Here is a 12544-nt window from a genome sequence, read left to right as displayed (position 1 = left end):
GCCTCCGTGCCGGAAATCGCCGGGTGTGGCGCTGTCCACACCGTGCGGCTCTGGCAGAAATGCTAACCCGCGTTGGGTTTCTCACGGCGGGCCAGCCACTGCCTCACGGAAAGTCATACTGCCTTAAGCCCCATTGCATCAAGCGATCTTGTAGGCAAGATGATGATGGGGCGTGGCTTTTCTGGGTGGTCGTGAGTAGGCGCGCGAGGGCTGGATGCGACATCGGGTCTGGTGAATGATGGCGATGACATCAGCGAGCCGGTCCAGGCAGCGCCCAATGCGCAGAAGGCACCCGCCGAGGATGGGTTTGAGTGCACCCAGGGCGTAGAGCCTGTTTGGACGACTGGTGAGGTCCTCTCCGGTTGGCACGTCCATCTCGCCGAGCAAGGTGCACAGATTGTCTGCGACAGTCTTTGCGCCGAAGTCCTGCTGCAGCGCCAGGTAATCCAGTCCCGTGACAGCCTCAAGCCGCAGCCGGTGCTTCAGGCGTTTGAATGCTTCTTCAATGCGCCAGCGGCGATGATAGAGCGCACCGAATGCGGCCGCCGGATAGCGCTTGCCGTCCAGCAGCGAGCTCATCAGCACACGCGCCCGGCCGCTGGGCGTGACGTCACGGATCAGGCGCACGGTGGTGGGCCTGCGCGCGAGTTCATAGTCGCGGGCGTCCTGTTCGTTGGGCGCGGGCAGCGTCACAATGCGCTCGGCCTCGCCACTGCGCGCAAAGGCGCTCACGCATTTCCAGCCACGGGTATCGACACGCAGACAGAAGTCAATCTCGCGCTGCGCCAGCGCGGCCACCATCGTATTGCCGATATAACCACGATCGAGCAGCAGATCGGTCCCGGGCTGCAGCACATCAAGCGCTTCGAACTGAAGTTGACCCGCAAAAACGGACGCCTATCCTTTTGAAGAGGAGGTGCCGAAATGGGCAAGCATCGTACCCCGTACCCGGCGGAATTCCGGGCACAGATGGTCGAACTGGTAAAGGCCGGGCGAACACCCGAGGAGCTGGAGAAGGAGTTCGAGCCAACCGCGCAGACCACCTACAACTGGGTGGCACAGGCCGGCCGCGATGCCGGCATGCGCCATGACGGGCTGACCACCGCCGAGCGGCAGGAGCTTTCGCGGCTGCGTCGTGAGAATCGTCAGTTGAAGATGGAAAGAGACATACTCTCTATATGAACGCGTCCCTTTGCGACAGTTTTCTTGTGTTCCGACAGACAGGATGGGCTGCAGTTCTATATCCGGCCTTGTTGCAGCCGGTCCTGCCGCTGCGGGCCCCTATGAAATTTGCTGACCCGCGCCTCATTCTCACGGCGAGCTCGAAGCTCGAGAGAGTATTCAGGTTTGGCGAGTCCTGGTCCTACCTGGCTTGTCATCACACTCGACTGCTCCGCAACCTATCGACGTTCACCCTGTGTCAAACTTTGATCTTCTAGCTCGCGAGAGCCGCTCAGGCCAGCTTCACACTCACATAATCTTTCCGGTACGGCCGGTTATGAGCGAGCACCGCCCAGATCGTCCTCGCCATCTTGTTGGCCAGCGCAACCACGACGACATTCGTTGGCCGCCGCTTCTTCATCTCCGCGACCCATGGACCTGGCTCCTTCGCATGCGTCAACACCGCTCGCGCGCCGTGAATCAGCAACGTGCGTAGATATGTGTCGCCACGCCGGCTGATCCCGTGTAGATTCACCTTGCCGCCCGAGCCAGTCTGCTTCGGCACCAGCCCGGTCCACGCCGCAAACTCCCGCCCCGAGCGGAATGCCTTCGGATCGCCCATCATCGCCACCGCCGCCGTCGCCGTCAGCAACCCCACGCCGGGAATCTCGCTGATCGACTTCACCGCCCGGTCTTCCTTCTTCCATTCGCGCATCCGGCGTTCGATCTCGGCAACCTGCTCGTCGAGCCTCGTCAACCCGTTCCATTGCTCGCGCAGCGTATCGATCAGCGCCGCGGGTAGACGCTCGGCGATCCGGCCCAACGCCGCCGGGATTTCCTTATCCAGCTTCGCCCGCCCCTTGCTCATCACCTCGCCGTATTCCGTCAGCAGTCCACGCAATCCGTTGATCTGCATCGTGCGGAACTTCACCAGCTGCTCACGCATCCGGTGCAGCGCCAGCATCGCCTGCTGCATCTCGGTCTTCACTGCTACCGGCTTGCCCGGCTGCTGCACCGCCAGCCAGATCGCCCGCGCATCCGCCGCATCGTTCTTGTTGCGGATGTTGAATGCCTTCACGAACTCCGCCGGCATCAACCTGACGTCGTGACCCATCCTCGTCAGTTCCCGCGCCCAGTGATGCGCACCACCGCACGCCTCCATCCCCATCAGGCACGCAGCGCGATTCGCAAAGTGCTCAAGGAACTTTGCCCGCTTGATCGGCCTATTCACGACCTCTCCAGTTGCCTGATCGACGTAATGCACCTGGAACACATTCTTGGCGATGTCTACGCCCACTGCCATGCTGTTCATCGTGGATCCTCCGGTTTGACGGGAAATGCGTACATTCTCCTACTTTGGCACTTCGATGCCGTTGGCCCGTGAGGATCTACCCACATCTTCCGCTCTCACGGCTTCGGGGTGGGACGCGTTCATTTCATTCTCACGCAGCGGCCTGGTTTGCCCGGGAGACGGGAGCCGTATCGCCGAAGGATACGGATTCATGAGAGCGAACCGGGCCCGTTGGCCCATCGCCACGATGGCGCGGCTGCTCAGGGTCTCCACGAGCGGCTATTACGGGTGGCTGACAAGAGAGCCATCGGCGCATGCACGCAGTGACGCGCAGCTGCTGGCGCGTATCCGCACCGTGCATGCAAGCTCGCGTGGCACATACGGGGCGCCACGTATTCATGTGCAGCTGCGGCGTGATGGAGTGCACGTGGGGCGCAAACGGGTGGCGCGTCTGATGCGTATGGATGGTCTGTGCGGGGCCACCCGCCGGCGCTGGAAGCTCACCACACACCAGCGCGCGGGGGCGCGGCGCGCGCCCGATCTGGTGCGCCGCCACTTCAGCGCCGCCGCGCCGAACGTGCTGTGGGTGGCTGATGCCACCTACATTCCGACCGGCGAGGGTTTCCTCTATCTGGCCGTAGTGCTGGATGTATTCAGTCGGCGTATTGTCGGCTGGGCGATGTCGAACCATCTGTACACCGAACTGATGCTACGCGCACTGGACATGGCATTATCGCAGCGGCGGCCCGTGGGCGTGATCCATCATTCGGATCAGGGGTGCCAAGGCGAGTTCAACCGGACGCCGCTGCCGCGAGGCAGGCGTGCAGCCATCGATGGGGACGGCCGGCGACGCCTATGACAACGCGATGTGCGAGTCGTTCTTCGGCACGCTCGAAGCCGAGCTGCTGATGCGAGAACACTTCGATACCCATGAGCAGGCCAGGCGGCGCATCTTCTCATTCCTGGAGGGCTGGTACAACGTACGGCGCCTGCACAGCAGTATCGGTTATCGCACACCGCTCGAATTCGAAAGCCTGCATGCGCAGGAGCAAACGCCATCGCAGCGCGGGTTGCCCACCGCCGGGCAGCGTCATGGTCGTGACAGGCGACCCGCCGCCCGGCCGTGGACAACCCGCGACCCAACAGTTCATGGAGGATCAACAACACATTAAACCCAACTGCAAATCTGTCCGTCCAACCGGGTCAACCTCAAACAGCATCTGCCGCTCGGCGCCGTCGGCGGGATGAAGCGCGGCGTGCAAGGTCAGCTCAGGCCCCGGCAGGAACAGGGCAAAAGCGTAGTGATCGGCGCGCAGGTCATAGCCCGCACGCGTGCCGACCCGCAGGCGGCTGCCGTCGGCGGCGACCAGCCTCAGACCGTTCCAGCGCATCGAATCGATACGGGGTTGAGTGAGCTCAATCAGACGCGCACGGGCCAGCTGGGAGCGTGCGAAACTTGAGGAGGCTGCCATGGGAGAAATTCGATCATTTCGGCGTGGTGGCGGCCTCGCGGGTTAATCTCATCGGTGCCGTGACGGTGGGGAGCAAACCATGCGTTTAATTATCGAAGCACGCCTGGCAGACGAGGATTGCGATGTTGTCGAGGACGATGGAGTCATGATCGTAATCGAGCGCCGCGACCGCAGCCTGTCTCAACTGGGTCTTACCCTCGCAGAGGGGCGATCCCTTTGGCCAGGGTGCAATCCGTGTTGGTTGCGAAGCAGGTGACAGGATGGAGCATCCGGGCAGATGCACTGCCGGCGGTGCGGAGCGGCCTCGAGCCACAAGGATAGTCGGTCGACGGTTTTGCGCACCATCTACGGCAAAGTGACGGTGAAGAGTCCGCGGCTGTGGTCGTGTGCTTGCCAGCGGACTGCGCGGACGCCACAGCGTGCGGAGCATCCCTTGTCGAAAGCCCTAACCAGGCGCGTTGCGCCGGAGCTGGAATATCTCTAGGCGAAGTGGGCAGTCCATTTGCCATACCGGCAGGCCACGGCCATGCTCAAGGAAGTGCTGCCGCTCGACAAGGTGATCTCGTTCAGTGGCACCCGTGATCGGAGCGATGAACGCGTGACCGTGATCAGCGACGACGCTGGTAAATTTGAGAAGGCCGTCCAGGGCAGTCAGCTGGTTCGCGGCCGGATCCTCGACTGGGTCCACATCGCGATGAAGTTCCAGGCGGCGCAGCGTTCCGTGTTCGGCAGCAAGCTGATCGCCGCGCTGGAACGGGAGTCGGTGGAGACCGAAATCACCCACGCCAAGTGGTTGGTCTGGCATGGCAAGGGGGCAGCAAGGCGGTGGAGCGGATCAAGGCACTGGACCGGTCGGCTGCTGACCAGGGAGGGGTCTCCGTGCCGGAAAGAACCGTTGAATGACGGTTCAATCGCCACTCAATGCGGCTCTGGCAGCAATGCTAACCCGCGCTTACATCTGCACGGCGGCTAGCCTTGCCTCACGGGAGTCATACTGACTTGCTAATTCCCAATAGCTCCACCTTGCCCCCGGAACCGGCTTGCCCAGGTACAAGACCGAGCCACGCTGCGAAGTCACGGCCAGACCTGAACGACTTCGCATGCCCCATCGTGGCTACCGCCGCTGTTGCAGTCAGAAGGCCCACTCCTGGTATCGCTGCGATCGCCCTGGCTGCCTCGTCCTGTTTCATCCACGCCTGCAAACGGCGCTCGATCTGGGCAATCTGCTGGTCCAGTGCCGCCAGCCCATTCCACTGTTCGCGAAGCGTATCGATGAATATCGCCGGCAGGCGGCTCAACAGCCTCTCCAGTACGCTTGCGATGACTCTGTCGAGTGCGGCACGACCTACTCCCATCACCTCTCCCTATTCGGTCAGCAGACCCCGCAGGCTGTTGATTTGCATCGTGCGAAACTTCACCAGTTGTTGCCTCATCCGGTGCAGCGCCAGAATGGCCTGCTGCGCCTCGGTCTTCACGGCAACTTCCTTGCTGGGCATCTGCGTGGCCATCCAGATAGATCGCCCGCGCGTCGGCCGAATCGTTCTTGTCTCCGGTAACGAACGCCTTGACGAATCTGGCGGGCATCAACTTCACCTGATGACCCATTTCGATCAGGCGCCGAGCCCAATGCTGGGAACCGCCACAGGACTCCATGCCGATCAGACAGGGAGGGCGATTGGCAAAGTACTCGAGAAATACCGTCCTTTTAATGGGTTTGTTCACGATCTCGCCGCTGTCCGGATCAACCCAGTGAACCTGCATCACGTTCTTAGCGATATCCACACCCACGATCGTATGTTTCATGATCGTCACTCCGGTTTGCCTGGAAAGATCCTTATGATCCTCCCGCTTTGGCATTTCAATTCCGTCGGCCTGTGAGTGAGGAGGCACATCCCGGATATCCTCACCGGTTGGCGGGGGCAGTTCATTCCATTCGCACCAGCGCTGAGCCGTCTCGTGACTGACAATGACACCGCGCTCGAACAGTAACTCTTCGATGTCGCGAAGGCTGAGCTGGAACCGGAAATACTAGCGCACGGCGCAACTGATGACTGCGGCGGGAAGGCGGTGACCGTGATAAAGCGATTTTGTTTTCATCATCCCGCCATCCCGCCATCCCGCAATATTACGCGACCACGTCGTCAACGTGACACAGTCTCACGACATCACGGCACCAGTCTTTTTTCAAGGTATTGGTCCACAAAAGTTAGGATCGCCTGGGACTTGTACTCTTCGGCCATCAGGCGCAGTTTGTCAGCGAACGGGCAATAGCGCTCGTCCAGTTCGGTGACGTATTCCGCCCACTGCACGATGCCGCGCATGTTGCCCGACTGAATCAATTGATAGAGTCGTTGCAGCTCCTGCGGGGGCGGCACAAGAAACCGCCCCACCGCCTTATCTTCCGCAGAAAGCACGGATCGCGGCTCGTAAGTCCAGCGGAGCTTCAGCAGGGTGGCGATCTGCGTCAGGAGCTTGTCCAGATCGATCGGTTTGGGGAGGAAGGCATCCGCTCCGGCCGCAAGACTATCCTCCTCGTCGCCTTGGGATGCGCTGGCAGACATCGCGATGATCGGCAATTCGTTGAGGCCCGGTAGTTGTCGCAGGCGACGCATGGCTTCCAGGCCGTCCATCTCCGGCATGACGACGTCCATTAGGATCCAGTCCGGCCGCCACGTTTGAGCCTTTACCAGTGCCTCACGGCCGTCAACCGCTTCGATGACGTCGAAACCCAACCGGCTCAACATCTCGGTCGTCATCGCGCGATTCGTGGCCACATCATCGGCCAGCAGAACCTTCTTGCGCGGACCCTCGTAGCCGGTCACGATCTGTTCGGGTAGCGCCCCCAGCCCGGTCTCGATCACCGGCAACTCCAGCTCGAACCAGAAGGTACTGCCCGCACCGACCTGGCTCGTGACCTGGATGTCACCGCCCATCAGTTGCACGAACCGTCGGCTGATGGCCAACCCGAGACCGGCCCCTCCGAGCCGGCGCTGCGGGTCGCTCACCTGCTCGAAGGGCTGGAAGATGATATCAAGCTGGTCGGCCCTCACGCCGATCCCGGTGTCTTGCACCGCGAAGCGCAGCCGGTTGGGTGGGGAAAAGCGGACCTGCAGGCTTACGTCACCACGATCGGTGAACTTGACCGCATTCGCTAACAGGTTCAGCAGGACCTGGCGCAACCGGCCTTCGTCGGCTCGGATCCCGCTGGGTAGGTCCGCAGCAATGTCGCATATGAAGTTCAGGCCCTTCTGTTCCGCTTTCACGTTGATGATGTCAGCAATGAGCCGCAGGAATTGGACAAGCTCAATGTCGGAGAGGCTGAGATCCAACTTGTCGACTTCGATCCTGGCGAAATCCAGGGTATCGTTGATCAGCGTCAGCAGAAACTCGCCGCTTTGCCGGATCACGTTTAGGCTCTCGATTTCCCGTTCGCGAAGCGCCTCGCTGCGTTGCAGAATCTGGGCATACCCCAGGATAGCGTTCAGCGGCGTACGCAATTCGTGGCTCATGCTGGCCAGGAAGGCGCTCTTCGCCTGATTGGCCGCTTCGGCCGCCCGCCGCGCGGCTCGCTCTGCCTCCGCCTCCCTGCGCTCCGTCAGATCGAGCACGAAAGCGATGCCGTTTTCCTGCGAACCTTCCAGCAATGCGGCGCCGATCAGAACCGGGACGCGCCGGCCATCTTTGTGGATATATTCCTTTTCAAATGGTTGGCAAGTCCCGGTCTGCCTGAGTTCTTCAATTGCCCGCGCATCGATGCCGCGATATTCCGGTGACGTGACGTTTGCCCAACTGACCTTGCCGGACAGTAGATCTTGCCGGGAGTGACCCCCTATCTGAAGAAATGCGTCGTTCGCTTCAGTGACGTTGCCCGCGACATCAAAGTACAGCAGCCCGATGATGTTGGAGTCGCCGAGCCGCCGGATGCGCGCTTCGCGCTCGCGAAGCGCCTCCTCGGCCCGCTTGCGCTCGCTGTTCTCCTGCTTCAGATCGGCGTAGAGTAGCGCGTTCTCCAGCGAAATCGCCGCTTGGGAGGCGAGCAGTTCCAGAACCGTCAGACGTTCGGGCGTGAACGCATGCGTGGCCAGATTGTTCTCCAGATAGAGCAGGCCGATCAATTCGGATTGCCGCATGATCGGCAGACATAACACCGACTTCGGTTGCCGGCGGGCAAAGTAGTCGTCTATCGAAAACGGGTTCGATAGGGTCGCATCGGTCAGCAGCATACGCTCCCGGCAACGCCCCACGTAATTGATGATAGATGCCGGCAATGCCGATTCGGGTAACGCAGAGGCAGGCAACGCCTGGCCCAGATGCAGCCCCACGTGAATCGTCTGCTGCTCGACGCGTGCTTCGGCCGCGAGTAACAGGTTCGCATTGCGGGCGAGAAACAGATGGCCGGTCTGCGCACCAGCGCTTTCAAGCACGATGCGCATCAGCGTGTCGACCAGGTCCTCCATCACGATGTGACCGGAGATGGCCTGCGAGGCCTTGGCGACCGACAGCAGATCCAGTTGCGTGACGTTGCCGGGCAACATGGCGGACGGTGGAGCCGGCTGTGCGTGCAGCGGCGGCGTCCGTTCATCGAGCTGTTTGACCTTGCCGCCAGCGCCCCAGCGCGCAAAGCAATTGCGCGCTTCGTCCAGATGGGCGTGGCCGGCGGTCGGGAACCCGCGGGACAGATAAAATCCCGCCGCAAGCTCGTGCGCGACGCCTTCGTTCTGGACAAAGCCGTTCTCGTGTGCCAACTGAATGGCCTGCTCGTACAGACGCATTGCATCCGGGTCCCGCCCTTCGAGGCGGGCGATCTCGGCCGACACTAGTGCATGCTTGTCGCCGAATGTCGGTGGATAGTTTTCGGCCCACTCGCGCAGCTGCAGCTGGTGCGCCATGAGCAGATCGTGCCATCCGTTCCGCTCCTCGGCAGAAGCGTTCTCATGGAGCGCGGCAACCGTCAGCGCGGTGTAGTAAAAGTAATCGAGTATCTGGATGAGGCCGAATGAGGCCCACAGCACTGCCTTCGCCCTATCGGCTGCCGCGAGCGCCTCGACGTAGTCGCCCGACAGGAACCGCGCTTTCAGTTTGAGGATCCAGTACCAGCAGACCATCATGGTCATCCGGCCCTCCGTCAGTTGCGCCTCGAACGCCGCTTCGTCGAACTGCGCGTCACTGAAGGTGGAGAAGGTCGCGGTCCGGCCCTGCATGCTTGCGATGAAGCGTTGCTGGCTCACGATGACGTCCTTGACGTCGCCAAACCCGGCCCTCCGGACGAGGTCCATGGCGATCTCCGATTCGCGCCACGCCGCGTCGAGCGGATCGTTCCGCAGAAGAAGGTTCGTGACAGTCTGCTCATAGCTATAACAAGCCGTGGCAAGATCTCCCGTCTCGGTCGCAAGGCGACAGGCCGCCCGATTGAGATCGACCGCGATCACGGTCGGTTGCGTCCAGAGGGCAACAGTTCCCACTCCGTAGTGGACCTTTGCCTGGTCGGCGATGAAGCCATGCTTCTCGACCAGCTCGCACGCGAGCCTGCTGAAGAGATAACCCTCTTGGTAACGGTGAAAGAACGGACCGAGCATGAATCCGAGGTTGCCATAGGCGAACGGGGAGCCGTCGCTCATCCCGTGCTGCATGCTGATATTCACGAAGCGGCAGGCGACCAGGCAAAAAAAACGGAGGTTGGTAAAGTAAGCGGCGGCGAAGATGGCCGACAGACGCATCGCGGCCTCCAGCTCGGGATCGGTCATCAGCGGCAGATCGATCAGGCTCTCGATCGGACGCCCCTGCAGGTTACGCCAGACTGCCTCATATTCGGCCTGGACCTGCTCCCAGCTCGGGTGTGCGGGGATGTCAATGCCGAGCATGTTCAGACAAGCGAGCGCGCTCGCCACAGCTTGTCGGTTCTCCGACTTCACGACATGCATCTCAACCTCGAGATGATAGGCAGCCGCCAGGTCGACTTTCGACATCCCGCGCTGCTGTAACTGCCCAATCATTCGCTCGGCCGTGTCGAAGTGACCGCTCAGAAACTCGGACTCCGCACGTCCGAGCCACAGGCTGAACATGAGTTCGTACTGGCTGGCCCAGTCGCTTTCGTCGAACAGGTCCATGCCGACCGAAAAATACACGCACGCCGACGCATAGGCTGCTAATGCCTTGGCCTTTCGTCCGGCACGCAGGTTGATCGTGGCCACCTGCGCCCTCTCGTCCCGATCGACCAGCAGTGCGGCGCCCCTATTGAACTGATTTGCGACATCGAAGAGATGTCCGGCGAGTTCGTCGGCCGTCATGCTCGCCAGCAGCATCCGGCCAATGCGCAGGTGAACTTCAGCACGGTGCGTTTCGGTATTCAGTAAATACGCCGCCTGCTGGATCCGGTCATGCAGGAACTTGCCGCAGGTATGGGTGCACAAGATCAAGCTTTCGTCCACCGCCGCCGCAAGGCGCAGGCGAGCGTCGATCTCTGATTCCTGGCTGACCAGCGCCAGATGACGCAGATCGAACTGGTTGCCCAGGCAAGCGGCCAGCTGCAGTGCCTCCTGCGCCGACGCGGGCAGCGCCATTAACTTTCCGACCATCAGGTCGGCGACGTTGTCGGCGAAGTCCTTTGCCTTGATCTGATCAAGGTCCCACTGCCACGCATGGTGTTGCGCATCGTACCGCAGCAATCCCTCCCTGTGCAGCGCATCGAGGAACTGGATAAAGAAGAACGGGTTACCCTCCGTGCGTTCACAGACCAGGCGCGTAAGCGGCTCGCAGGACGCGGGTTGCGCGTTGAGCGTGTCGGCCATCAAACGGTTCAGATGCACGAGCGGCAATGGCGCGAGCTGAATGTTGACCACCGTCGCGCCACTGTTGCGGATCGTATCGAGACAGGTCGTCAGCGGATGCGCGGCGCTGACTTCATTATCTCGGTAGGCGCCGATCAGCAGCAGATAGCGCGTGTCCGGGTGGCTGAGCAGGTGCTCGATGAGCGCCAGGCTGGCCGCGTCGATCCACTGCAGGTCGTCCAGGAAGAGGACCAGCGGATGCTCCTGGCTCGTGAACACCGCGATGAGTTGCCGGAACACCATACGGAACCGGTTTTGTGCCTCGGTCGGCGGCAGTGCCGGTATGGGCGGTTGCTTGCCGATGATGATCTCGATCTGGGGCAGCACATCGACAATAAGCTGGCCATTGACCCCGACCGCTGACTGGATCTGTCGCCGCCAGCCAGCGATACGCGCTTCGCTTTCCGCCAGCAGTTGCCGCACCAGATCGCGAAACGCCTGCGTGATGGTGGCATACGGAATGTCGCGCTGGTACTGTTCGAACTTGCCCGAAATGAAGTAGCCACGCTTCGCGACAATCGGCTTGCGCAATGCATCGACCAGCGCCGACTTGCCGATTCCCGAGTACCCGGAGACGGTTGCCACCGCCGCCCGGCCGGTTGCTGCCATGCGTTCAAATGCGGCGAGGAGCGTCTCTACTTCCGGGTCGCGCCCGTACAGTTTGTGCGGGATCTGGAAGCGCTCCGGGATATCGTCCGCGCCGAGTCGGAACGGCTCGATGCGTCCTGAGTCCTGCCATTGCGTCAGGCACCGATCGAGATCGGCCTGCAGCCCGCGCGCGCTTTGGTAGCGGTCGTCCGGTAGTTTCGCCAACAGTTTCATCACGATACCCGACACCGCTTGCGGGACCGCGGGCGCGATGTCGCAAGCCGATGGTGGCATGCGCGCGATGTGGCAATGCGTCCATTCCAATGGGTCATTCGCCTGAAACGGCAGCTGACCGGTCAGCATGCGATAGAGCAACACGCCCATCGAATAGAAATCGGTCCGGAAATCAAGCGGACGATTCATGCGGCCGGTTTGCTCGGGAGAAACGTAGGCCCAATCGTGTGAGGGTCCGAAGACGCCCTCGGGCGAGACAGTGTCAGGTTCCCCGGCCGTCGCAACGCTGAAATCCACCAGCAGAACCTGCCCCGTCTGTGGCACGACCAGAATATTGGCAGGCCGGATATCTCGATGAATGACCTGCGCGGTATGGATTTCCGCCAACGCATCGGCCAGGTGGTGGGCGATACTTAGGCAAACCGAAAGTGGCATTTGCGGAGCGCCACCTAACACGGCTTCGAGCGACTCACCAGCAAAGCCTTCCAGCAGCTGCGCCGGACATCCGCGTTCGTCGATCAGGGCGAGCGGCTGGGCAATCCCTGCGACCTTCAGCGATTGTAGTAGCAGGTATTCGCGCCTGAAACCAGCGGCCCGCGCAGCGTCGGCGCGTTCAGGGCGGAGCAGTTTCACCAGCACCGCCATCCCGTCCGTCAAGCGGCGGCCATGGTAGAGCTCTGAACCCGTTGTCGTGCAGATCCGGTCAAAGATCTGATGATTTACGATGGTCACTGCCCCTCCCTTGTCCGGCCGTCGACCTCGCCTGATCGCTATCCGTCGCATCTCTACTTTCGCAGGGAAAGCAGGCCCCACAGCCTGTTGACCAGGATCGCCATTTCGTGACATGCAAAGCTTGACAACTAGTCTACACGGTCGCAACGCAATGCTGGCCTTACCGCAACTCGACCTCTGACTAGCAAAGCCCATCAGCAATAGGCTGGGGCCGCAGCGGTGCTTGTACCGCCAGCAAG

7 protein-coding genes and 3 pseudogenes are annotated in these 12544 nt (G+C 61.4%); 4 read left to right on the top strand and 6 right to left on the bottom strand.

What is annotated here, in order from left to right:
* Positions 1-138 precede the first annotated feature (138 nt).
* Positions 139-855 carry a transposase gene (locus tag AYM40_RS07490; protein ID WP_236720916.1) on the bottom strand — a complete coding sequence of 239 codons (717 nt, stop codon included), beginning with the start codon at positions 853-855 and terminating at the stop codon, positions 139-141.
* A gap of 69 nt (positions 856-924) precedes the next feature.
* On the opposite strand from AYM40_RS07490, the pseudogene AYM40_RS07485 reads away from it, so the two are divergent.
* Positions 925-1176: pseudogene (locus AYM40_RS07485) on the top strand (transposase); the annotation flags it as partial.
* A 277-nt stretch (positions 1177-1453) separates the two neighbouring features.
* Here AYM40_RS07485 and AYM40_RS07475 read toward each other — a convergent pair.
* Entirely contained in the window at positions 1454-2473 is a 1020-nt protein-coding gene (locus AYM40_RS07475; RefSeq protein ID WP_063495659.1) for an IS110 family transposase, read from the bottom strand.
* A 25-nt stretch (positions 2474-2498) separates the two neighbouring features.
* On the opposite strand from AYM40_RS07475, the gene AYM40_RS07470 reads away from it, so the two are divergent.
* Together AYM40_RS07470 and AYM40_RS07465 are read left to right on the top strand one after the other, a co-directional pair.
* Positions 2499-3311, top strand: coding sequence for an IS3 family transposase (locus AYM40_RS07470; protein WP_082854997.1), 813 nt, complete (start codon positions 2499-2501; stop codon positions 3309-3311).
* On the top strand, positions 3286-3624 hold the full coding sequence (locus tag AYM40_RS07465) for an integrase core domain-containing protein (RefSeq protein WP_063495657.1): 339 nt from the start codon (positions 3286-3288) through the stop codon (positions 3622-3624). The genes AYM40_RS07470 and AYM40_RS07465 overlap by 26 nt, the downstream gene beginning before the upstream one ends.
* Here AYM40_RS07465 and AYM40_RS07460 read toward each other — a convergent pair.
* Positions 3610-3924 (bottom strand): hypothetical protein, encoded by a 315-nt coding sequence (locus AYM40_RS07460; protein WP_063495656.1) that lies wholly within the window; start codon positions 3922-3924, stop codon positions 3610-3612. The genes AYM40_RS07465 and AYM40_RS07460 overlap by 15 nt on opposite strands.
* Before the next feature lie 526 nt (positions 3925-4450).
* Here AYM40_RS07460 and AYM40_RS07455 point away from each other — a divergent pair.
* On the top strand, positions 4451-4897 hold the full coding sequence (locus AYM40_RS07455) for a hypothetical protein (protein ID WP_063495655.1): 447 nt from the start codon (positions 4451-4453) through the stop codon (positions 4895-4897).
* A gap of 25 nt (positions 4898-4922) precedes the next feature.
* On the opposite strand, the pseudogene AYM40_RS07450 reads toward AYM40_RS07455, so the two are convergent.
* The 3 genes and pseudogenes from AYM40_RS07450 to AYM40_RS07440 form a co-directional block, all read right to left on the bottom strand.
* A pseudogene (locus tag AYM40_RS07450) lies at positions 4923-5727 on the bottom strand (IS110 family transposase); the annotation flags it as partial.
* A 129-nt stretch (positions 5728-5856) separates the two neighbouring features.
* A pseudogene (locus AYM40_RS40075) lies at positions 5857-6024 on the bottom strand (IS6 family transposase); the annotation flags it as partial.
* A gap of 65 nt (positions 6025-6089) precedes the next feature.
* Entirely contained in the window at positions 6090-12305 is a 6216-nt protein-coding gene (locus AYM40_RS07440) for an AAA family ATPase (protein ID WP_158515256.1), read from the bottom strand.
* Positions 12306-12544 lie beyond the last annotated feature (239 nt).

It is taken from the genome of Paraburkholderia phytofirmans OLGA172 (assembly GCF_001634365.1).
Taxonomy (GTDB): Bacteria; Pseudomonadota; Gammaproteobacteria; order Burkholderiales; family Burkholderiaceae; genus Paraburkholderia.
Note: the sequence above shows the minus strand (reverse complement) of the source record. Positions and strands in the feature narration are given on the sequence as shown.